Source organism: Endozoicomonas sp. ALC013 (assembly GCF_049310205.1).
GTDB lineage: Bacteria > Pseudomonadota > Gammaproteobacteria > Pseudomonadales > Endozoicomonadaceae > Endozoicomonas.
In genome coordinates this window covers 1-23,655 of the sequence record NZ_JBLYNS010000081.1, presented here as the reverse complement: position 1 = coordinate 23,655, position 23,655 = coordinate 1, and the positions used below count along the sequence as shown (strand labels likewise).

The 23,655-nt window shown below is 47.9% G+C and carries 19 protein-coding genes and 1 pseudogene; 9 read left to right on the top strand and 11 right to left on the bottom strand.

Annotated elements, in window-relative coordinates; translation table 11 throughout:
- Positions 1-599 precede the first annotated feature (599 nt).
- Positions 600-2,258, top strand: a complete 1,659-nt coding sequence (locus ACO6V1_RS14865; RefSeq protein ID WP_422467426.1) for a hypothetical protein — start codon at positions 600-602, stop codon at positions 2,256-2,258.
- Here ACO6V1_RS14865 and ACO6V1_RS14860 read toward each other — a convergent pair.
- The 3 genes from ACO6V1_RS14860 to ACO6V1_RS14850 form a co-directional block, all read right to left on the bottom strand.
- Entirely contained in the window at positions 2,240-2,653 is a 414-nt protein-coding gene (locus ACO6V1_RS14860) for a hypothetical protein (RefSeq protein ID WP_269671735.1), read from the bottom strand. The genes ACO6V1_RS14865 and ACO6V1_RS14860 overlap by 19 nt on opposite strands.
- Before the next feature lie 21 nt (positions 2,654-2,674).
- The gene (locus ACO6V1_RS14855; protein WP_422467424.1) at positions 2,675-3,136 is read right to left on the bottom strand and encodes a hypothetical protein; all 462 of its coding nucleotides are present in this window, start codon (positions 3,134-3,136) and stop codon (positions 2,675-2,677) included.
- Between the two features lie 254 nt (positions 3,137-3,390).
- Positions 3,391-3,816: an FMN-binding negative transcriptional regulator gene (locus ACO6V1_RS14850; protein WP_422463540.1), complete on the bottom strand. Its 426-nt coding sequence runs from the start codon at positions 3,814-3,816 to the stop codon at positions 3,391-3,393.
- A 106-nt stretch (positions 3,817-3,922) separates the two neighbouring features.
- On the opposite strand from ACO6V1_RS14850, the gene ACO6V1_RS14845 reads away from it, so the two are divergent.
- Entirely contained in the window at positions 3,923-4,357 is a 435-nt protein-coding gene (locus ACO6V1_RS14845; RefSeq protein WP_422467422.1) for an acyl-CoA thioesterase, read from the top strand.
- A gap of 144 nt (positions 4,358-4,501) precedes the next feature.
- Positions 4,502-5,731: an NADH:flavin oxidoreductase/NADH oxidase family protein gene (locus tag ACO6V1_RS14840; protein ID WP_422467420.1), complete on the top strand. Its 1,230-nt coding sequence runs from the start codon at positions 4,502-4,504 to the stop codon at positions 5,729-5,731.
- A 79-nt stretch (positions 5,732-5,810) separates the two neighbouring features.
- Here the strand turns inward: ACO6V1_RS14840 and ACO6V1_RS14835 are convergent, their stop codons facing one another.
- The 4 genes from ACO6V1_RS14835 to ACO6V1_RS14820 form a co-directional block, all read right to left on the bottom strand.
- Positions 5,811-6,743, bottom strand: coding sequence for a LysR family transcriptional regulator (locus ACO6V1_RS14835; RefSeq protein ID WP_422467418.1), 933 nt, complete (start codon positions 6,741-6,743; stop codon positions 5,811-5,813).
- A gap of 207 nt (positions 6,744-6,950) precedes the next feature.
- Positions 6,951-8,555 (bottom strand): GMC oxidoreductase, encoded by a 1,605-nt coding sequence (locus tag ACO6V1_RS14830; protein WP_422467416.1) that lies wholly within the window; start codon positions 8,553-8,555, stop codon positions 6,951-6,953.
- Positions 8,556-8,579: 24 nt separating this feature from the next.
- Positions 8,580-10,037 (bottom strand): coniferyl aldehyde dehydrogenase, encoded by a 1,458-nt coding sequence (locus tag ACO6V1_RS14825; protein ID WP_422449631.1) that lies wholly within the window; start codon positions 10,035-10,037, stop codon positions 8,580-8,582.
- 471 nt (positions 10,038-10,508) lie between these two features.
- Positions 10,509-12,446: an acyl-CoA synthetase gene (locus tag ACO6V1_RS14820; RefSeq protein ID WP_422460979.1), complete on the bottom strand. Its 1,938-nt coding sequence runs from the start codon at positions 12,444-12,446 to the stop codon at positions 10,509-10,511.
- Between the two features lie 601 nt (positions 12,447-13,047).
- On the opposite strand from ACO6V1_RS14820, the gene ACO6V1_RS14815 reads away from it, so the two are divergent.
- Positions 13,048-14,631 (top strand): NEL-type E3 ubiquitin ligase domain-containing protein, encoded by a 1,584-nt coding sequence (locus tag ACO6V1_RS14815; RefSeq protein ID WP_422467414.1) that lies wholly within the window; start codon positions 13,048-13,050, stop codon positions 14,629-14,631.
- Between the two features lie 61 nt (positions 14,632-14,692).
- Here ACO6V1_RS14815 and ACO6V1_RS14810 read toward each other — a convergent pair.
- Both ACO6V1_RS14810 and ptcA read right to left on the bottom strand, forming a co-directional pair.
- A pseudogene (locus ACO6V1_RS14810) lies at positions 14,693-15,118 on the bottom strand (carbamate kinase); the annotation flags it as partial.
- 132 nt (positions 15,119-15,250) lie between these two features.
- Positions 15,251-16,297 (bottom strand): putrescine carbamoyltransferase, encoded by a 1,047-nt coding sequence (gene ptcA / locus ACO6V1_RS14805; RefSeq protein ID WP_422460983.1) that lies wholly within the window; start codon positions 16,295-16,297, stop codon positions 15,251-15,253.
- 301 nt (positions 16,298-16,598) lie between these two features.
- On the opposite strand from ptcA, the gene ACO6V1_RS14800 reads away from it, so the two are divergent.
- The 4 genes from ACO6V1_RS14800 to ACO6V1_RS14785 all read left to right on the top strand — a co-directional run bounded on the left by ACO6V1_RS14800 (position 16,599) and on the right by ACO6V1_RS14785 (position 19,345).
- Positions 16,599-16,820 (top strand): hypothetical protein, encoded by a 222-nt coding sequence (locus ACO6V1_RS14800; RefSeq protein ID WP_422449635.1) that lies wholly within the window; start codon positions 16,599-16,601, stop codon positions 16,818-16,820.
- A 182-nt stretch (positions 16,821-17,002) separates the two neighbouring features.
- Positions 17,003-17,917, top strand: a complete 915-nt coding sequence (locus ACO6V1_RS14795; protein WP_422449636.1) for an APC family permease — start codon at positions 17,003-17,005, stop codon at positions 17,915-17,917.
- Between the two features lie 58 nt (positions 17,918-17,975).
- Positions 17,976-19,067, top strand: coding sequence for an agmatine deiminase (aguA, locus tag ACO6V1_RS14790; protein ID WP_422467412.1), 1,092 nt, complete (start codon positions 17,976-17,978; stop codon positions 19,065-19,067).
- A gap of 83 nt (positions 19,068-19,150) precedes the next feature.
- Positions 19,151-19,345 (top strand): hypothetical protein, encoded by a 195-nt coding sequence (locus tag ACO6V1_RS14785; protein ID WP_422449638.1) that lies wholly within the window; start codon positions 19,151-19,153, stop codon positions 19,343-19,345.
- A 325-nt stretch (positions 19,346-19,670) separates the two neighbouring features.
- On the opposite strand, the gene ACO6V1_RS14780 is transcribed toward ACO6V1_RS14785, so the two are convergent.
- On the bottom strand, positions 19,671-21,086 hold the full coding sequence (locus ACO6V1_RS14780; protein ID WP_422467410.1) for a hypothetical protein: 1,416 nt from the start codon (positions 21,084-21,086) through the stop codon (positions 19,671-19,673).
- 324 nt (positions 21,087-21,410) lie between these two features.
- Entirely contained in the window at positions 21,411-22,847 is a 1,437-nt protein-coding gene (locus ACO6V1_RS14775) for a hypothetical protein (RefSeq protein ID WP_422460989.1), read from the bottom strand.
- A gap of 178 nt (positions 22,848-23,025) precedes the next feature.
- On the opposite strand from ACO6V1_RS14775, the gene ACO6V1_RS14770 reads away from it, so the two are divergent.
- Positions 23,026-23,655: TetR/AcrR family transcriptional regulator (locus ACO6V1_RS14770; protein ID WP_422467408.1), on the top strand; the 630-nt coding region annotated here is incomplete at its 3' end.

Genomic DNA, 23,655 nt, shown 5'->3' with positions numbered 1-23,655 from the left:
AGTTATAAGGTCGGTTCGTATGCACTTATTGGGTATAAGAACCGACTCCCCACCGTCATCCCCTGTTAAACTCTCATAATTCCGTTAAGAAACCGGTTCTTCCACATCCTGAAGGTCCTTCCCATGCAGACTATTTTCGCTCAGCCTCCGGGGGGCTGCCAGGTATTAGCGCATTTATTACTCCGGCAGCAATTCCCCGGGGACTGATCACTTTTCACATTTTTCTCACTGGAAGTTTATTGGTGCATTAGACCTTTTTTGGCTTTTCTGCAGTAACAATGAACGTCTTGTTAATTTTATTGTCTTAAAACCGTGAACATAGATTTCCAGGTTAATTATTTTTAATGCCGCCACCGGTCTCGTTTCGGCTGATTGCATCAGATGTTGAAAATTCGATGTCAGAGGCTTTGCCAATAAATTTTAAAAACTATTATTTATGAGAGTGGATGATGATTGTTTCAAAGGAAAATCAGATAATTACCCAACCTGATAACTCCGACATTGGCACTCAAGGCCTTCAACCAACAGCGCATTCAGTCGGTATTTGTTCTAAATCTACTTTTGACGGAAAGTCTGTCTCTCCTGCCAGGGCTGATCCCTTGGCACCGGCGCTGGCACCGCCTGTTACCGATGTCGCCATATCGGCAAGGAATGTAACGCTTGATTCTGAATGTACGCCTATGGCAGAGACACACCTGGATGATCCGGTGTCCTGGTCACAATTACTGCCGCAAATTAATGAGGAGCTAGCACCTGACAAGCTGCTCCTGGTTGCCATTTATCTGGGGTTACCCACAAAGGATATCGAGGAAAAAATCAAGGAGCGTGAGCGTCAAGGCCAAAGAAATGAAAAATTTGATTATCTATCCTGGTATTCCCGGCAACAGGGGGGCAGGTTAATTCAGGAAAAAATGACGGTCACCCATGAAACACTGCTGACGATGCTGGCGGGTATTTCCAGGCTCGACCTGGCTGAACTGCACTGCGAAAAGTTCGGTATTGCCCTTGATCTGTATCAGTTCTTTCATGAAAAGTCTGCTATTGCCAAGGATCAGAATGGGAGGCTTACAGAATGGCCGTACAGCGTGCAGGCTCCAGATACTGATGCTGCCCTGAATCATGAACTGGACTTTTTCAAGTTGTGCCAGATCTTCCGTAAAGATCCCTATCTTTACTATGTTCCAACCGCAGCCCTGGCGTTTGCAGCTGGATACCCGGAGTTAATGGCGGCGCAGGGTTTACAACAAGAGTCCGTACACTCAATGGGCTTTTCAACCAACCTTCTGTTCAAGAAAATTCTGGATATTAAAGGGGGGAGTATCAGTACCAGAGAGCTGGTAAAAATAATCACCGTTCCTGAACTTCTGGCCATAAGTTCCGCGCATCGCTTGATTCAATCCCTGCAAGGGCATTCTGAGCCTCATGGTACCAGCAATAAACGCGAATGGGACTTCCGGATAGCTCGTCTGGGCTATGATCTTGCAACCATAGGAATAGATGCTGAATCCTTCAGCCAGGCTCTTGATTTACCAGTGCACATAAACCAGAAAATTCTCAGTAGAGTTGGTAAAAAAGAGCCCTGCTACAGCAATATTTCACGATTACTCCGTGAAGCAGAACATTGCCTGCCACAACTCACCGCAGGGCACATTGCCTATGCTTCGATGGTCGCTGCGAAATCCTGCGGTCTTGAAAAGGAATTATCGGATCTTTTCATAAAAAACAGTAAGCTTTATTCTGAGTTTCATCGTTTAAAGGACATACAGCCGCCAGCGGTCACATCGCTCTGTTGGCAGGAGGATGACATATCCACAGAGATGGCCGGTTCAGAACCGCTGACTATGGATTTTTTGAGGTGTTTGCCATTAAGCCATAACTGGCATGCGATTGGCATAGCCATGGGATTGTCACCAGAAGAGCTGGATGTTATTGGCAGCAAGACTTCTCGAAACGGTACCGTATCAGTAGAAAGTCTCAGCGTGGCAGCTTGTGAGTTGTCCAGAATACTGGTTCAACCCGAGAAGGGCCTGGAAACCGGGCATCTCTATCAGGTTCTGCAATATCTGGATGATCAAGCTGCACTGGCTTACTTTCCTGAGCGTCTGTCAGTCTGTGCTGACAACCCATTACCTGAGCCTATCGCTCAATCCCTTGAAAATGGCGCATTAATAACCCGTGTTTTTCGGACTTTTGATCCAGAGGTGATATCGCGTTATCTGAAATCATTCAAGAGCTATGATCAAATGAACGCTTTCTGATTATGTTCAGTCCCGTGCCCGTTTTGCAGCCACTCACACAAGTGCTCTTCCCCGGGTTCGGGTAAGATCTCTCCACCTTCCATGATCCATTGGGCAGGCATCTCAAACATGTCTGTTTCCAGCTCTTTGTCTGTGAGTATCATCAATTGGCAGATGCGTCTGGACATTTCCTTTTGTAATGTTTCTCGCATCTCAGCGGTTCGACCTTTTCGTATACCACCATAAACATGCATGGCAACGCCGTCGTTTAACGTGGCATTTTCCCAAAACATCACGTTTACAAAAGTTTCCGGAGCACCTGTGAGGCCGCAATGAACGTTCATGATCAAGTTAGCTAATTCAACACGCCTGGAGTTCGGTAAGCTTTTTCGTGTGGTAACAGTGTACAGTGGCATAGCGCTATCCTTGATTTATTTTTATAACGTAACACTGGTGTTGTAATAGCCTTTCTTAAAACGCCCCATCATAAAGCGCATCAGCATTTTCAACATGGTCGATTTACGTTTGGACGGTTTGAATCGATTGACCAAACCCCGCTGAAACTTTTCCGATTCGGTAAAATCACTGGATGCCAAAATAATCTGATCCTGTGTGCAGCCGGTAATCTCCTGCCATTTAGCACACACTTCCGACATAAAAGGGTGCCGCCTGGACGCTGGCAGGCCATCTTGCACAGGCAGTTGTACACTGGATGCGGAAGACAACTTGCCAGCCAGATAGGCCTGACCATGGGGCAAGGTTAACCACATAAACACCAGCTTATAGTCAGGACCAAAGTGCTTTTGGTATATATCTTTTATGGAGGATTCCAGTTGCTTGATTTTGGTATACCCAAGAGAGCCCTCCTGGATAGTACACATCACGCGGATGGACTTCATATCTTCACCTTTCGTGCTTTTCTTATGAAACCATCTTAGAAAGTAAATACTTTGATAGACAGTGAATTGTTTTTTGACCCCCTGAGAATCTGGTGCATAGGAAATGATTGTTGGGATGGGGCAAGGAGTTTGTCATCTTGCAACGAAAATGTAGTAATCACTCATGGGTGAAATGATCTGGTCCATTGATATTTTATCGAGCATTGCCAAGCTAAGCAGACGGCACGCTTGGTGCCATCTGCTTGACTGACTCGTTAGCTACATGTTGACTGTTGCATTTGCCTGGCCACAGAAATGTCTGAACTGTTCTTTGAACTTGCCAAGCCATTTACTACACCTGAATAATCTGATGCTGTTTTGTTTTGACTCAACTTGAAGTTGCCGACTATATCATCAATAACGAATTCCAAGCCCACAACAGCATTTACCAGTTTCTTAGTGAACTCTGCTGGTGCATCTGAAACTGACCAGGGAAGGTTTTGGTTTAGTTCATGAAAGTCAGAAATCTTGTTGAGAAGTTGCAAGATCCAGTTGCTTTCATGCTTGAAAAATACTCGTCCTCTAACGTGGACGACAGAATAATTCCACGTTGGAACGGCTTTACCTGTTTCTTTTTTCGATGGATAAAGATTCGGGCTGATATATGCCTTTTTTTTGGAACACAGACAAAATAAGTTCATTATCCGGGACCCAGATCGTTAGGTATATTTCAGGGCAATTACAATAGGCCAAATTACTCTAAATTATTCAGCCTGTTGGGGAAAATCCATCCAGAGAGTCCGTCCCATGCAACGAACGTTATTCAATCACTTCTATCAAGATACTGTCCGCTGGGGAGATTGTGATCCGCTGGGGCACTTGAATAATGCCGCTTATATGCGACTCATTGAATCCGCACGCCTGGACTACTTTTTTAACATACTGAAGATTGAAATGAAGCCTGATTCGGAGCAGGGATGGGTGATGAGAGGATTAAACTGCGAATTTAACAAGCAGCTCCACTACCCCACACAACTGGAAACAGGTACACGATTCAGTAAAGTCGGAAACAGTAGCGCTATTCTTGAGGCTGCTATTTATCGAAAGGGTGAAGAACAACCGGTCTTTACCGCGAGTGTACCGAGTATCTGGTGCAACTATAAAAAAGGCATATCCGTCAGAATACCCGACACCATCAGAAAAGCCATAAAGGATTACGAAATCGACGTCGAAGGTCTTTAATCAAGCCCATCAATACTCGCTGTTTTTAATTGTTTATCCAATGCCTTTTATTTGGTACACAGGCAAAATAAGTTCATTACCGCAGGATGAAGCCTTACGAAATAATAAGCAGGATTATTAATCCATGAGGTCAGAAGAACGTATATGACAACCACATCACCTTTATCAGAAGAACTTAAGTTACGTTCTGGTTCAGTACTCAAAAACCGTATTTGCAAATCAGCCATGAATGAAGCCATCGCCACAGGCAAAGGCGGTGTTGTCAGACAGTTTGAAGTGTTATACAGAACCTGGGCAGAAGGTGGCTCCGGACTGCTGATCACCGGTAATATAATGGTTGATAAACGCCATGCCAATGAACCGCTGGCCGTGGCTGTTGAAGACTATGATGATTTTCAACTGTTGGAATTATGGGTTGCAGGCGCTAAATCCAAAGGTGGTCAAATTTGGGCTCAGCTCAACCATCCGGGCAAGCAATCGCCTAAATTCCTCAATGACCAACCCCTGGCACCCTCTGCCATTCCTTTAGCGAGCGATATGTTTATCCCACCCCGGGAACTCACCGAGAGTGAGATTAGCGACATTATTCGTCGATTCACTACGACAGCTTTAATCTTAAAAGAAGCAGGGTTTGATGGCGTTCAACTTCATGGTGCCCACGGTTATCTGATCAGCCAATTCCTGTCACCAAACCATAATAAGCGCAATGATCAATGGGGCGGTTCCCTTGAAAATCGCATGAGATTTGTCAAAGAAATTTACGCATCCATCCGGGAGAAGGTGGGTGAGGGCTTTGCTATCGGCATTAAATTGAACTCTTCGGACTTCCAAAAAGGCGGTTTCAGCCAGGAAGAGTCCATCGAGGTATGTCGGCATCTGGATAAAATGGGCATCGACCTGATTGAGGTTTCTGGTGGCAGCTGGGAAAATCCGGTCAACCGACGGGGGGAGCAAAAAGAAAGTACAAAGAAGCGTGAGGCGTATTTTCTGGAATTTTCTGAACAGCTTAAGAAAAATGTATCGGCACCCATTATGGTCACCGGTGGATTCAGAAGTCAGCAAGCGATGGAAGAGGCGATTAATTCCGGCTCAGTGGATGTGGTTGGTCTGGCGCGACCCTTTGTCGTTGATCCCAATCTGGCCAACCATCTACTGACTGGTACGAATTACCGCTCCAGTGTAGAACCCATTTCCACCGGTATTAAAAAGATCGATGATATGGCTATCATGGAAATCAGCTGGTACACCGATCAAATTCGCCGGATGAGTGAAGGTTTGCCCCCTAAGACCAGGGTTCGTGGTGCGTTTTCAGCGTTTAAAGTGCTGTACAACTTTTGGCAACGGGGCCAACAGGTAAAGCGTGTTCGAGCATAATCGACGACTGTCTTTAGCCTGTTATTCAGGCCGGGAAGCTCTCGTTGAATCATATCCACGGGGCTTCTCTTTTTGCTGATTACTGCGCCTCCATATACTGGGCAAACAGATCCACGACCTCTTTTACAATAGGCATTAATAAGGTTTCCGGTTTTACCAGGCATTGACTCTGCCAATAGACATCATAGGGAAATTCCAGTTTCACCAGCTCTCCGGATGCAAATTCATTCAGGAATAAAGACTCTGGTCCGGCCGTCACATAATCGGAATTCATGACAATGTATTTTGCCATGGTGTAACTTTCGCAAATGATGTCCGGCTCTAATTCGGCATTTTCCAGATACACCATAACCTGTCCGCCCAGGCTGGCGGGTATGTTAGGCGTAATGATTTTGTAGTTCGATATTGCCTGTAAATCTTCGACCTGCCTGCCAACTGCGTCATGACCTTGTCGCACGGCCACCACCAGTTTTTCAGAGGTTTTCAGCGGGGCGACAATATCATCCGGAACATCAGAATGAACAAAGGGGCCAACCGCCAGATCAATCTTGCTTTTTTTCAGCTGATCCAGCAATACATCAGCCGACATCGTGACGACAGAAATTTTAAACTGATAATCTCTCTCAGCAAAATCAAGCAATACTTTGGCTAACAGCTGCTGTTCGATAATGGGGCCAACCCCTACTCTTACCGTACCGCCCACCATATCCGACATAAGCTCCAGCTGACGTTCAATCACTTGCAACTGAGCTCTGAGACCATTGCCTTCTTTAATCAGGAATTTGGCAGCTTCTGTGGGCACCATGCCCACGCTATCCCGATTAAACAGTTCGACACCGACTTTCTTTTCAAGGCGGCTGATTTTTTTGCTCAGGGTCGGCTGTGAAACACTTAATATTTCGGCGGCTTTGTTGATACTGCCTACTTCAGTAACCACTTTGATCATGTGAATATCAGATATGTCGATCACGTCATTAGCGCCCTGAACATGAGTATTGCTCGTTTCAGGCATATTATATGTGTTCCTGTGAAATATACAGTGGTCAGTTGTTTAACCTGGATATTCCATCACTGAACTTTTATCAACAGCTGATGTCCAACTGTTCAGAAAATGTGTTTACGAGTATAACTGTGCCAGTTTTGATGCAGAGGAACGTCAAGTGGCATAGGGCCGCTTGCCAACCTTGATAGTCAATATATATGCCATACCGAATACACACTAATTACTCTTATGGGGAATATGACTCATGGTCCATTCCGATACAGCAGTAATGCTCAGTGACGGATTCACCCCCGGGTTGGCAGAAATGGCAGAACCATCACAGACATACATATTCTCGTAGCCGAAGACCTGGCCTTTATTATTGATAACGCCGGTATATCGATTCTCGCCCATCACACAGCCCCCGAGAATATGTGCCGTGGTTGGTGTTCCCAGTAGTGCTTCCGGTGATGAAGATGAGGCTTTGCCTTCTGTAATTTTTTCTACCTTGCTGGTGAGAGCCTGGGACTCTTCGATGGTACAAGAGGGTGCTGCCCCTATTCCTGTGGTACTGCTGATGATGCCGCCGGTTCCCCGTTGAAAGGATAACGTGCTATTCAACTGTTGCATAAACAGCAAATAGATGGTCTTTTTTCCCCAATCAGGAGTCAGCAGTACTCGCAGGTTTTTGATGGGCTCAACGGCCATGGTTTTTGCCAGTGAAAAGCATCTGTTCAGGAAATTCTTGCCCGTTACTCTTGGAACATTCAGCAGCTTCATAAAGCCAGCTCGCCTGTTTTGACTGATGGGCTCCAAATGGCTGTTGTCATCCGTATGCAGGATAGAACCAATGGTGACACCCCGGGCGAAATCGACGTCTTTTTTAAACGAAGTCACCGCCGTAACGGTCTCATTGTTGGTGCGAATATGGTCACCCAACACCTCGGATAAATTGGTCAGGGACTTTTTATGCTTAAGATTCAGTAACAGCTTAACCGTGCCCAGCACGCCACCGGAGAAAACCACACCATTGGCCGTGACACGTTGCTTTTTTCTGCTGGATAACATGCGTGAAGATGTAAAGGTAATCTCGTAGCCTGACTTGCCATTGGTTTTATTCAAAGGGCGTACGTCCACTACTTCCTGTTCGGAGATGATATCCGCCCCTGATTTTTGCGCCAGGTACAAATAGTTTTTATCTAATGTGTTTTTGGCATTGTGTCTGCAACCGGTCATGCAGGATGCGCACTCAATACAGGGCTTGCGATCAGGCCCTTCACCGTCGAAGTAAGGGTCTGGAACAAAGTCACTTTTATCCTGCCGGTCTGAAAAAAAGACACCGACCCTGGCATTGTGGAAATCTTTCTCTTTACCAATATCTTTGGCAAGATCCTGAATGACCTGATCAGCGTCGGTCAGATTGGGATTGGGAGCGGCCCCAAGCATACGCAGGGCTTCATCGTAATGGGGTTTAAGTACCTGTTGCCAGTCTTCTAACTTCGCCCAGGTGCCAGTGCTAAAGAATTTATCCTTTGGGGTAGGAAGCGTAGCACCATAAACTAATGAACCGCCGCCTACACCAACACCAGAATACACCGTCACATGCTTGAGAATGGTTAACTTCATGATGCCACGGAAGCCAATGGTAGGAACCCAAAGCCATTTGGTAAGATTCCAGGAACCTTTCGCGTAGTCATGGTCCTTAAACCATTTTCCTTTTTCTATAACCAGGACCTTGTAGCCCTTTTGACTAAGGCGTAAGGCACTGACCGAACCGCCAAAGCCGCTACCAACAATGACGTAGTCATAGTGCATGTCGTTTATTGTTATTGTCGACATCATATTTCTCAATTTTTTAATGATTGATTATCGCTTTAACACCTTAAACTTAAACCAGAGTGATTTGACCAGCATGTTGTACATGGCGTTGTTCCAGGGTGGAGCCACCATTTTGGTCACATTAATCCGGCCTTTGCGCACAATGGTTTTCGCTTTACTGAAGTTCAGGAAGCCCTCTTTACCGTGGTAATGGCCCATGCCGGAGGGGCCGATCCCACCGAATGGTGCATCGTCTACCGCCACATGGCTCAGAGTATCATTGACGCATACACCGCCAGAATGGGTTTGACTTAATATGGTTTCGGCACGCTTTTTATCGTAATCGAAATAGTAGAGTGCAAGCGGCCGATCACGATCATGAACATACTTAAGCGCTTCTTCAATTCGGTGATAAGTTTTCACCGGAATCAGCGGACCAAAAATCTCTTCCTGTTCAATAAGCATGGTGTCGTTGGTATTCAGCACCAGGGTCATAGGCATTTTACGAGTGCCTTCGAAACTTTCATTGGCAGGGTTGATTTCAACAATGGTCGCGCCTTTTTCTTTCGCATCGTCCAGATAGCTCTTTAGCCGGATCAGCTGACGATCGTTGATAATGGCCGTGTAGTCTTTGTTATCACGCAGGGTCGGGTAGGCCTGGCTCATGGATTTGATAAAGGCATTGACGAAAGCATCCAGTTTGTTTTCCGGGCAGAAGATATAGTCCGGGGACACGCAAATCTGCCCAGCATTCATACCTTTACCAAAGGCTAATCGATCAGCAGCCTCTTCTATAGGGAATGACTCATGAATAATGGCCGGTGACTTGCCCCCCAGTTCCAGGGTCACCGGTGTCAAGTGTTCCGAGGCGGCTTTCATAACGATCTTGCCCACGGATGTAGCACCGGTAAATACCAGATGGTCAAAGGGTAATTTAGTGAACTCCGTGCTTACATCCAGTTCACCGGTGACTACAGTGACATCGTCTTCTGAGAAATAGCGGCCAATCAACGTCTGCACTAAATCCGCTGTTCCGGGTGCAAATTCCGACATTTTGATCATGGCCCGGTTACCTGCCGCCAATGCCGATACCAAGGGCGATAAACCTAAAAACACCGGGAAATTCCAGGGTACAACAATGCCTATAACCCCCATAGGCTGATACATCACATGAACGCTGGCAGGTGCCAGATTAAGAGGTGTTTTTCGACGCTCGGTTTTCATCCATTTTTTGATGCGGGATTTGCTGTACTCAATGGCATCCAGCAATGGAAATATTTCTGTCAGTATGGTTTCGGACTCTGCACGATTGCTAAAGTCCTCGTTAATGGCTGCCACGATTTCATCGGTATGGTTAATAATTAATGTTTTTAACGCATTTAACTTTTCTATTCGCGTCCTGGCACTGGGCATGGGCTGGTTTAAAAAGGCAGCCTTTTGCCGGGTTAACAAATGACTCAAGTGCTGATATTCATGAATTTGCCCGGGGATTTGCATAGAACTCATAGTCGCTACCTGCCATTTTGTTATCGAACCAGTCGAAAACCAGGGTATTTTTTTATGGCTTCAAGCATATAAAAATCCACAGTTAACGGATAATTAATACTTTAAGTAGGGGTTGCTAACAAAAGGCATAGCATGAAGAAGAGACTTTCTTTTGTGTTCTTTGTGCCTTTGTTGGTCAAACACAGAACAGTAACCACCTGAATAGATGGCTGGTACATGGTTGCATGTGTAATTGATGGCTTCCTTCTATCAATGACTCCCTGGCTCCGTTCGTCCTGAGCGCCCTTCGGCTCGGCTCAGGATGCACGGACGAAGGGCGTAAGCACCATGCCCTGAATAAAGACTGTGCCAATCACCCTTCGACTCCGCTCAGGGTGAACGGAGATTTTACACATCAAACTCATTGAAATGGACGGAGATTGTACACATCAAACTCATTGAAATGGTGTGCAAGAGTCTAATGCAACACCATTACGAAAGGGCAGACTTAAACGTATAGACACCCAGCGTCTTTTCAAACTCTGCCCGGGACGTTGCATCACATTCCCCAAGATTCACATTGGCCAGGATGCCATATTTAGGGTCTTGTTTGACATCCACTGTGACAGGCACGGTTGGTAGCTCTTTCATGGCCAGGGCAATGACGCATTTTTCAATTTCCTGCATTTCAAGTTGAGGCTTAAATACCTTGCCAATGGCGGTTAGCGGCAGCTCTTTGACCCTGTGGACAGCCTTTGGAATAGCGGCTTTTTCCTGGATTTCTCTATTGGCAAAGTCTAATAGCTCTTTATCTGAAACCTGACTGTTATCTGCGATTTGCACATAGCAAACCGGTACTTCACCTGCATGGGCATCTGGCCGACCAACAGCTGCTGCCAGGGTGACGTCGGGGTGTTTGCACATGGTTTCTTCAATCAGTTTTGGTTCAATATTATGGCCACCCCGAACAATCAGCTCTTTTTTACGACCGGTCAGCCAGAAGTAACCGTCGGAATCCTGTCGTGCCAGGTCACCGGAATTAAGCCATGTGTCACCATTGTCGTCAGTGACCCACAGGCCCTCATTCTGATGTTCCAATTGATAACCTAACGATAAATTAGGCCCTCTCATGATCAGTGCGCCAATTTCATCGGTATCGCAAATACGTACTATTTTATTGTCTTTCAGTTCAGCACAAACCATTTGTTGATAGGGGATGCGTATACCGATAGAGCCGATCTTTTTCTTGCCGTGCAATAAATTCAAACTGGATGCGCATGTGGCCTCTGTTAATCCATAGCCTTCCAGAATTTCAACCCCGGTAGCCTCCTGAAATGAACGGGCCACTTCTACGGGTAACGGTGCAGCGCCACAGATGGCTGCGTCTAATGACGATAAGTCTTTACCCTTCGTTGGGTAGTTCATCAGGGTCGAGTATACCGTGGGCACACCACTGAATGCCGATACTTTAAAGTGTGCAATGATATCCCAGAAATTCGGAAAAACATCTTCGCCACGGTAGCCCTGTGGCGTGCAGATAACGATAGATGCCCCGATCATCAGCGGTACCAGTCCGGTGACCAGGGCACCATTGACGTGGAACAGGGGTAAGCCCCCCAGTATGGATTTATCCGATGTCAGAGTGCTTTGACTCATCATTTGCAATGAGCGGGCATTAAACAGTTCATTAGCGTGTGTGCGACGTGCAATCTTTGGCAAACCGGTTGTTCCGCCGGTACAAAACAGGGATGAAATGGTGTCTTTGGTGAACTGTCGATCAAACATTAATTGATCGGCATTTTGTTTTTTGATGCTTTGCGTAAAGTTGTAATAGGTTTTACCGGCAGGCATGGTAATGGATTTACGCATCCTTCTCTGAATCATTCTGGCGATCGGCCCCGTCAATCCCTGTACATAGTGTGCGATATCTACACCGATCACATGTTCGACACTGGTCAACTGCGGAATAATGGGTTCCAGCTTGGGCCATAAATCAATGTTTTTCATTGGATTCATGGTAACTACAGCTTTCGTATTGACAGAATTGATCAGATCTTTAATTTGTTCTGATTCTAATAATGGGTTGATGGCCAATACCTGACAGCAAGCCTCACCACCCCAGATGATGTAATGGGTTTCCGGCAGATTGGGCATGATAAATGCCACAACATCATCCGGGCCCAGGCCAATGGAATGGAAAAAGTTGGCGGTCTGATTGATATGAGCAATCAATGATCCATAGGTGATGGTATGGGCTGAAGCGTATTCACTGCCCTTTAAAAAAAAGGATAAGGCGGTTTTGCCGGGGCGCAAATGGGCGCTGGTCATAATAGCTTCGTAAGTGCTTTCAAACTGACTCAGGCTTTCATAGGGAAAATCTTTTTCCAGCTGCTCTAAATCTTGTAACGATGTTATTTTTATTGGTTCCATTATCTACCGCCTCAGATTGTCACTGCGATTTTTACTGCATAGTGCTGATTTGCGCTAGGAGGCTGACCGAGAATAGCGCCCGTAGCGAGGATGGCAGAAAATTGAGGACAAAAAGTCGGAAATTTTTAGTGAATAGTGGTTCTATTTGCTAAAAATTTCCGACTTTTTAGACCAATTTGCTGCCACCGCAGTAGGGCAGTCTATTCTCGGTCAGCCTCCTAGAGAAATATGCTAATGGAATGGGCGGGTTAGCTTAAATGAAAAGGTTTGGGTGCCATTGGCAAGAAATCGAATAGGTGCCTGCTATTGTTTTTTATGGATTTCTTGTATCTCCCGGTGATCAGCAATGCCCGATGAATCCTGGATCCCAACTGCCGCATAGCATACAGAGGAGGCAATAAAAACTCACCCGCACAATTTATCGACTATGATTGATTTTTAATAAATCATCGTCGTCGGATCAATGATGTATACAAATGCAGCCGCCTCAGGTGCTACTCCTGCAGCAGCCACATCATCACATGTTGATCATGGCAATGCAGAGAGTCAACGCTACATCCCGCAGTGTGGAATAGCTTCTTACTTTTCAGAAACTGCATCATTGGAAGAGCGTGTTGCCATTGAGGTAATAACGGTTACCCCAACTGAATTGAGGCTGCTGATTCAACAACAGAATTTTTCTAATGGTGTTCATTACCGGCTCGAGGGTGACTTTAGCCTTGACTTTTGCCCGGCGGCCCTGCCCAGGCACCTCACTGTGACGGGCGACTTAAACCTTTCATTATGTGAAGGTCTGAGGGCTCTGTCCGGAAATCTCACCGTGGATGGGAGTCTTATTCTTAACGGTCTCATCGAGCTGGAGACCCTGCCCGAGAAACTCTCCGTTGGGCGCGACCTTTCTCTTTTCCGTTGTGAGGCGCTGTTGGAGCTGTCAGAGCACCTCTACGTGGGGAGAAACCTTTATCTCAACGGTTGCCGTGGCCTGAGGAGGCTACCCGATGACCTCCACGTGGGGGAAAACATTAATCTTGCGTATTGTGAAGGCCTGAGGCGACTGCCCGAGCAGAAACTCAACGTGGGGGGGCAAATTATACTTAACCGTTGCACCAGCCTGTCAGCCCTGCCTAACTACATTACCGCGATGGGACGAACTTCATCGGGTATGATCCGTCTTGTCCTAATGGAGAATACCGGGTTGTCAGATGAGATCATTGACCGCCTGCGCAGAGCGCGCCACGAAGGTATGCATTTTTCTATTTCCAGAAGGGCAAGGCAGCCTGAGCAGAAGTTTTCAAGTATGGAACAAGGCCTGGCTTTTTGGGGAGAGTTGTCTGCAACCGATGCTGCAACACCGGAGCTTGTCCTCAGACCTGCCCAGACTGATCACTTTATTGAATTTCTGCAGCGACTGACAGCCACCGCAGATTACCAGAACATGGCTACTCGTCCTGTTCTGGCCCAACGGGTGATGGCGGTCATGTCATTACTGGCTGGTAATGAGCGGGTTCGGGATGACGCCCTGTATCGTATTGCAGATGCGGCCACTTCCTGTGATGACCGGGTAATCCTGGCCCTGGATGACCTGGAAACATTGCAGTTACGGACTTCTGCGGAAACCCTGGCGGTTGAAAAGCATGACCCCACTGAATTGAAGGCGTTGGCTCGGCAAATGATGATTCTGGATAAGGTCAAGGCAATCGCCAGATCACATATGCAAACACAAACCTGGGTGGATGAGATTGAGGTTGAGCTGGCGTTCCGGATTGAGTTAGGCAAGTTCTTCAAGATTCCCGGATCAACTCAAAATATGTTATTCCGTGATTGTGCTTGTGTTAACGATGAGGACATTGCAAAAGCTCGCGCCAACATTGAAGAAACCTGTACGGACGCAGCGCTTGAGGCCTTTCTCGCCCAATGGGAACCCTGGCAGAAATTTCAGCGCCCGCTGGCAGTGCCGCCCTTTGACCAACTGAATCCAAGATATGTAGACAGTATTGATGACTGCTCTTTATTTGGTGGAAAAACCGATAAAATGGTTGGGCTGGGTAATGCCCATGTTGATTACGACAGCCTTGTCAGGAGTTATCTGATCAATGGTGAGAACCCGTTCAACCGAACCCCTCTGGACTGGTCGGAAATTGAAAGGCTCGAGGAAGTTCCCACCCCTGCAAAAAATGAAGACTGAACAGACTTAAACGTATAACTGTCCAGTACCTTTTCGAATTGAGTTTTGGGGCTTTGTGCAGTTAACGGTGAATACGGGTGCCTGTCGTCCGGTTCATCACATCCAGTGCATGGTATAAATCACCGATATTACCAACACCTCCGGTCTTCTCGGCAAAGGCACAGCAGGCATCCACTTTCGGTCCCATGGATCCGGCAGCGAAGGCATAGCCTCTCATTTCGGCGACAGTAACATCAGTCAATGGTCGTTCACTTGGCTTGCCCCAGTCGACACACACATGAGCGCCGTCGGTCAGAATAAGTAGCTCGGCAGCCCCGATTTCCTGAGCCAGCATGGGCGCTGTGGCATCCTTGTCGATAACGGCCTCAAAACCTTCAATGTCCGGGCCATTTTTTACCACTGGGGCACCACCGCCGCCACCACAGATAACAATATGGTTGCGATCCAGAAGGCACTTGATGGCATCCGTTTCCATGACTTTGACCGGAGCCGGTGAAGGAACGACACGACGCCAGTAAGCACCATCAGAATAGGCTTATCCATAAAAGCCCTCGTTATGATTTATTGAGGTTGAATGAGAAAAAATGGCAGCCCGGAGCCGGGCCACCAAAACGGTTGATTAGAATCGGCTGAGGAAGGTTTCGATACGATCCTGATGGAAAGCCAGTGTTTCTTCAGTTGGCACTTCAATATGCTTATGAGTCAGGTAAACCAGCAGGGCCATCTGGGCGGTCAGTCGGTTTTCTGCTTCGTCAAAGATCACGGAACGTGGTCCATCCATGACTTCCCTGGTGCACTCGCGCTGGTCATTGGCAGGCAGGCAGTGCATGAACATGGCATTTTCACCGGCCTTGGCCATCATCTCTTCAGTCACTACATAGTTGGGAATGAAGGTAGCCAGACGCTCTTCTTTTTCAGCTTCCTGGCCGAACCAGTAGAAGCTGTCAGCAACAATAATGTCACAGTCTTCTACTTCGTTGGTGTCGTCAGTCACGGTGAGGCGACCACCGTAGGTTTCGCAGTTTTCTTTGGCAATATCCTGCCACAGCTGAGGAGCCTGATACTTTTTAGGGCCAATGTGTTTGAAGTGCATGCCAAATTTGGTGCAGCAGAACATCAGGTCGGAGCAGACGTTAGTGGCATCACCAACGAAGGCAACGGTCAGATCGTCCATTTTCTTGCCTTCAGGCAGGTGTTCCATCATGGTGAACAGGTCGGCCATCATCTGGGTTGGGTGCAGCCAGTCACAGAGACCATTGATAACAGGAACAGTGGCGTGTTCAGCCAGGCCGGCAACCGTTTTATGGTCATTCACACGGGCCAGGATGACGTCACACATACGGGAAAGTACACGACCAGTGTCTGCCAGACTCTCTTTTGCTCCCAGGTGGATATCTTTTGGAGACAGGAACAACCCATGTCCGCCAAGGATGGTGGCCGCAGTTTCAAAGGAAACACGGGTACGGGTGGATGGCTGCTCAAAAATCATGGCAACCGACTTACCTTTGAACAGTTGCGGAACGGCATTGGCCTTACGGGCTTCTTTAAGCAGGCTCATCAATTCCAGAATGCCTTCCAGGTCTTTACGGGTGTAATCCTGAGTTTTCAGGAAGTGCTTCAGTTCTGGCTTGTGCAGGTTGGTAGCGCTGGAAGATGGCAGTTTCATGGTAATACTCCTGGTCTTTATGTAATGCACGCCCGGTTTACCCAGAGCAGTGCATCCGTCTTTTCCTGGAACTGATGGTGTCTCCATCAGCAGGTCTTGGAAACTGAAGCTTAGGAGCACTATTGTCGTCTGTGTTCTTGTCGTTGAGCACACTATAAAATCCCGATATTTATCATGTTTATAAAGCTGAAAATAAATCGATGTTTGACTGATCCCGCATTCAGAAAGCTGGCTGATCCCGGTAACTGACTGCCGGATTGAATAATAAGCGGCCAACAGCTGCCATAGAGGGGAAACAATAATGTCCAATGAAGCAACGGGGAAAATGGGGCTGCCCAGCCTGACCCTGTTCAGTGTCTGCGCTGTACTGGTGGTTGACGGGCTGACGGCCAGTGCGTCAATCGGTCCATCATCGATCGTCTGGTGGCAAATCCTGATCTGTATTGGCCTGACCTGGCTGACTATCTGGATCTGTAATATCTCTGTGGATGCCGGTGTCTGGGTAACCAACCTAGGAGGCTGACCGAGAATAGACTGCCCTACTGCGGTGGCAGCAAATTGGTCTAAAAAGTCGGAAATTTTTAGCAAATAGAACCAATATTCACTAAAAATTTCCGACTTTTTATCCTCAATTTTCTGCCATCCTCGCTACGGGCGCTATTCTCGGTCAGCCTCCTAGGGGCACTGTTCAAGGTTACTGTTATTGTGGTTCTGGGTGTCGGCGGCTTCTGGTATGCCAGCCAGAACGGCGTTGCCAATGAATTTACCCTGAGCACAATGATGCCCTCTTTTGATTCAGGCCTTGGTTTCCTGCCGGTCATTATCTTTAATCTGATGGGCTTTGAGCTGATTGCCTGCATGGGCTCGGAAATCAAAAACCCACGCCGGGATATTCCCAAATCCATTCTGATTTCCGCCGCCATTGTCACCGGACTTTATGTCTTCGGAACCCTTGGCATTTTGCTGGCATTACCAGTAGAAGAGATTGGTCTGGTTGCCGGTATTGTCTCCACTTTGAGAACGCTGTTTGGTGACGGTGCTTTTGGCCAGTTCATGGTATACGGTATTGGTTCTCTGGCGCTGCTGACGTTCATTGCCAATATGACCACCTGGACGATGGGTGCCAGCCGTGCCGCCATGGAAGCTGCGCAGGCGGGTGAACTGCCGGAATTTGTCGCTAAAGAGCATCCGGTGCACAAAACCCCGGTGGGTGCGAACATGATTACCGGCATGGTATCTACCGTGGTTATCCTGCTCTATGGCCTGACTTCCGGTGAAAGTGACGAGCTGTTCTGGTCAATCTTTGCCTTCTCGTCCTGCATCTTCCTGCTGCCTTATCTGTTTATGTTCCCGGCGTTCTTCAAACTGCGTGTCAGCGACCCTGACAGAGAACGCCCTTACAAGGTGCCCGGAAGCATAGCCGTTCAGGCCGTACTCAGCACCATCTGCTTCCTGTTTATTGTTCAGGCCGTTGTTCTCTTTGTCTTCCCGGACATCGGCAATGGCAATGTTGACTGGAATTACTCACTGCCTGTCGCCCTGGGTATCGCCATCACGATTGGTATTGGTGAATGGATACTGGCCACAGCAGCCAAACGCATGCAAGTGGCCACCGCCTGAGCAATCCAATGTTTAATGACCCAATTGTTGTAACAATAAAGCCGTAAGGAAAAGACAAATGAGCAAGTCCCGGGAAAGTACTCCAAAACACGATGGTTTTCGCATGCCTGGTGAGCACGAGCCCCATGCAGAAATGTGGATGGCATGGCCAGAGCGGACAGATAACTGGCGTTACGGTGGTAAGCCAGCACAGCAGGTGTTCGCCAATGTTGCCAAAGCCATTGCCGAAGTGACACCTGTGACCATGGCAGTGTCTGCCGCACAGTACGACAACGCTCGTAGAATGCTGCCAGAGCATATTCGTGTGGTGGAAATGGCCACCAACGATTCATGGATGCGTGATATTGGCCCAAGTTATGTGGTGAATGATCAAGGTGAACGTCGTGGGGTGGACTGGGAATTCAACGCCTGGGGTGGCCTGGTTGACGGGCTGTATTTCCCATGGGATCGGGATGACCAGGTGGCCCGGAAAATCTGTGAGATCAACCGTGATGACCATTACCGTGCACCATTAATTCTTGAAGGTGGTTCCATTCATGTCGATGGTGAAGGCACCCTGTTTACCACCGAAGAGTGTCTGCTCCATGAAAACCGTAATCCTCATCTGAGTAAGGCTGAGATTGAAGGGATTCTGGGTGACTACCTGAACATCGAGAAAGTGATCTGGATTCCACGGGGTCTATATAACGACGAAACCAACGGACATGTGGATAACCTGATTCATGTGGTGCGTCCGAGTGAAGTGATTCTTTCCTGGTGCAGCGATGAGAACGATCCCCAGTATGAGATCTCTCAGGAAGCCTTCCGGGTACTGTCCGAAGCAACAGACGCCCGTGGTCGTCAGCTGAAGATTCATAAGATGCATATCCCCGGCCCACTCTACATTCAGGAAGATGAGGCGGGTGGTATTGATATCTGTGAAGGCATGGAGCGCAGCGCCGGTGAGCGTCTGGCCGGTTCCTACGCTAACTTCCTGATTACCAATAGGCGGATCATTCTGCCACTGCTGGATCCTGCATACGACGAAGAGGCAAAAGCATTACTGGAAGATATCTATCCCGGCTATGAAGTGGTGGGTGTCGATGCCAGAGAGATACTGCTTGGCGGCGGTAACATTCACTGTATTACCCAGCAGGTGCCTGCGGTGTAAGCCAGTTATCGGGCCAGACGGATCTGGCCCACTGTGTTCAATAAAAAAATGATTCAATAAAAACATAACCAGCATGGTGATCCATGAATATTCACCGACGCCTGACTCGCAAAGATATTACCCTGTTCACTCTCAGTGCCGTTCTGACGATTGACGGTCTGGCAGCAGCAGCGTCGATCGGGGTTCAATCCCTGACCTGGTGGTTGATTGCCTTCCTCTTTTTTATTTTCCCTATGATCTGTTGCACACCTCATCTACAATACTCGGCCTTTTGCTAGTGATAGGCGTCGGTGAATGGATGCGCAGTAAACGTCAGATAAGTGAGGAGAAGTTAAGTGGATGTCTTGCCAGTTGAGAAGGTGGCCAGTGATAAGGCTGGCACACCAAAGGGCAGGCGCTTGCAGGCCAGAAGCCTGGAGCGACGCCGGAAAATACTGAGTGTTGCCCGGGATATGATTACCACAGCAAGCCGACAAAGTGTACGCCATGTCTCACCAGGAATTTGGCAATATCACCCCGGCAATGGCCATGGAAGGCTGGAGAGCTGCACGGGCATCTTGCTTTGTATTTACCGGAAAAGCTTCAGCAAAAACTTCACGGGTATTAGCGCTTTTCTGATCCACCCTGTGATGCTTTACCACGGAAAAAATCAGCGAGCACCTCTCGTGTTTCCACCAAGGGAGATGTATTCCTCAAATCCGCTGCAATGATGGGTGACAGCAGCTGCCCGGTATCTTTATCGAAGTAATCTCCTCTTTCGATATCCATCGATAAACGAGGTTTGTTGCTGACATGTTGACTCTTATGCTCATCGATATACTGCACAATATCTCTCAGAAAGTGCAGGGTCATGACGGTGCGCGGAATCAACGCTGACTCTGCCCAGTGACTGAATTTCAGTTGCGAATCGGTATCCGCCCCCCACTGGTCAAAGCGGTTCATCAGTTGGCTTTCCTCACTTGAAAAACCATGGCTGAGTAACTGACGGAAAATAACTTGATAGTTTTTCTGCCATTTCCGGGGATGGGTTGCCAGCTCAAACGCTATAACTGACAGATCATCATAGTTCAGTGAATGAATGTTCCTTAGCCGGTCGTCCAGGGATTCCCAGTAGGGATCCAGGCGATACGCGAAGAGGCTGTGTTGCCGCCTGGCAAACGACACCATCAAGTGACTGACCCTGTCCATGATTCCGGTATTACCAGTCGGTAATGCGTCAAGCCATATATCCCTGGCCAGACGGAAGAAGACCGGATAATCCAGATATACGCCTGGCTTGAGTAGCAAAAAATCGGGAGGCGGATTTTTGATCAGGTTCTGAATCTCCCGGGGAAACTCACCGAAATAGTGTTGAAATTCCTCTTGAGAAAGATCCTCACAGTTCTTTGGATCAAAATGTTCAAAAATACTGGGAAAATCAGGGTGAATGCGCGGATGGGCACGGGGGTAATCAGAACGATATAAACGACAGACATCAGTAGCAGACTTGAAGTCACACAAGAACTGTCTGGAATACATGCCAACCGTCAAAACCGGCCAGCCATAGCGGACATAGGCAGCCGACTCCTTCAGGGACTCTGGCCACTGGCTGACAATCCGGGACACTGCTTGCAGGTCTGGCCAGACCGAGTAGAGATGCAGGTTTATTTCACTTTTCACACATTCATGTATTGACTGGGCGAGCGTCACGACTTCTCTGGCCATGGAGGCTTTCGCCTTGAAGCTGGGAGTGTCGGAGATCACCTTGAGAATATGGTCCTTCAGATGTGTGATTGCCCGTTCATGCAGCCCCTTTTCTGCGTCTGAAATATCCCGTTCTGTGTCTGAAATATCCAGCTCGGAAAACTCCCGCATCTGCAGGTCCTCGGGCTCCGGTAAGTCAATAGCTGTGCTTCTGGAATCAAAGGTTGCCGATGGCAGGCAGGAAGCCTCCTGATCTGCCGAAAGCAGTACAGGATCGAGCGCACCTCCGACAACAGGGTAAGAGTCGGATGGTAGTGATGAGAAAGGATTAGCCATGAAAACTCCTGATAAGCGTAAAAACAACAGTTGCCTACTTGATCAAATGAATAATGGGCTTTTGGACTCATTCCCATTGCTCCCCGAAGGAATGCATACATGAATCATGTATAACTCTTGTTAAACTCTCATGAATCCTAGTACATGGTTTCAATGAGTTTGACGGGTTGTCGTGCCTCCGCACTCCGTTCGTCCTGAGCTTGTCGAAGGACCCATAGGGCCTAAAGGCGGAAACTCCGGACTCTGATAGATCGTGCCTAGCACCCTTCGACTCCGCTCAGGGTGAACGGAGATCGTACACGTCAAACTCATTGAAACCATGTACTAGGAGGCTTTGCCTCTGAAAAAATCAGTGAGCACCCCCCGTGTTTCCTCCAGAGGAAATGAATTACTCAGATCCGTTGCAGTGATGGGCGACAACAGCTGCCCGGTACCTTTTTCGAAGTATTCTCCGTACTCGATACTCTGCGAAGAAAAAGCCATGCCTCGTAAACACCTGGCCTTGTGCTCATCAATATATTGAGCAATATCTTTCAGAAAGTGCAGGGTCCTGGCGGTATCCGGAATCAACTCTGACTCTGCCCAACGACTGACTTTCAGTTGCGAAACGGGATCTGCTCCCCAATCGTCAAAGTGATTCATCAGCCTGCTTTCCTGACTTGAAAAAACATGGCTGAGCAACTGCCGGAAAATGTGTTTATAGTTTTCCTGCCATTTCCTGGGATGCGTCACCAGATGAAATGCCAGGGCTGACAAATCTTCATAGTTCAGCGAGTGAGCATACATTAATCGGACATCCAGTGAGTCACGGTAGCGCTCCAGGTAAAGATCAGATGAGCTGTGTAGCCAATAGGTAGACGACACCATCAAATGACTGACCCTGTCCATGGTTCCGGTATTACCAGAAGATAATGCGTCAAGCCAGATATCACTGACCAGGCGGAAGAAGACCGAAAAATTCAGATACATGCCTCTCTTGATTGACTTGGCATCGGCAGGATAGTTTTTAACCAGGTCCTGGATTTGCCGGGAATACTCGCCGTAGAGCTTTTGAAGTTTCTCTTGGGAATATTTCTCAATATCTTTTAGATCGGCAACTTCAATACGAAAAGGAATATCATCGCGAATGCGCCAGGTAACACCCGGGCAACAATCTCCATACGAGAAAGCGACATTGCTGTCAGCAGAATTGAAGTTACACAACAACTCTCTGGTATTCACGCCAACCGTCAAAACCGGCCAGTAATAGCGGATATAGGTTGCCGACTCCTGCAGGGACTCTGGCCACTGGCTGACTAATTCGGCCACTGTTTGTTTGTCTGGCCACGCCGATGAGTAATGCTTGTGAATTTCGCTCACCACACCTTTATGTATTGACTTGGCGAACTCCATGACCTCTCTGGCCATAGAGACTTTAGCCTTGATGCCGGGAGTGTCGGTGATCGCCTGAGTAACGGGAGCAAATGTGGTGGTGATATCCACACGTTTGTCGGCAAGCACCTTAAGAATCTGATCCATCCGCGGTGTAATTGCCCGGTCATGCAGCTCTTTTTCTGCGCCTGAAATATCCCGCTCAGAATACCCCAGTATCTGCAGTTGATAGCGCTCAGACAAGGCAATAGCGGTACTCCGGGAATCGAAGGTTGACGCTGTAGCCGACGGAGGGCAGGAGGCACCCTGATCTGCCGAAAGCAGTGTTTCGGGAGAGCTGCCGACAACAGGGGGCAGGGCGGGTGGTAGTGATGGAAAGGGATTAGCCATGAAAACTCCTGATTAAAGGTGAACACCCCAGTTGTTAGCATGATTAAAAAGAGACGGGCTTTTGACAGACGGGTCAGAAGTAAGTTCCCAAATTCAAGAGATGCATATTCTTGCGACTTTGGTGCAAGAGGATGACAATACTTCGATACCAGACTCCCCTCCTCATGCATGAACTCCTATGACAGACGTCGTAAGCAAACAGCGCAAAGTATCCCGCAAGACTCAGGCCAGAAGTCTTGAGCGGAGAAGTACCATTCTCATGGTTGCCCGGGAACTGTTGGAAGAGAACGCCATTAATGAACTTTCACTGTACCAGGTAGCGGAAAAAGCCGGGATGCCTCCATCTTCTGTCTATCACTTTTTCCCCAAGGTAGACGCAATACTGGAAGCATTACTGGAAGACATTTTTACCGATTTTGAAGCGATTCTGGATCAGCCCCTTGATGAGAGTGCAATTCATCACTGGACAGATATCATGCGACAACTCCAGGTCAGGTATGTGAGCTACTACCGACAGCACAAATACGTTCGGGACCTGATTCTTGGGCAGTACACGCCCGGCTCCCTGCTGCATGCTGACTACCAGCATGACGATGTGCTGGGTTGTCGAATCCGGAAATGTCACGAAGCACATTACCAGCTGCCACCCCTGCCAGCCGGGTTCAATATTTTTGCCATTGCGCTGCAAATAGCGGACAAGGTTTATTCAATATCCCATCAGGAACATGGCAATATTACGGATGTTATGGCCCGTGAGGGGGGCAATGCTGCGCTGGCTTATTTGGGGGAGTATATCCCAAGGCAACTT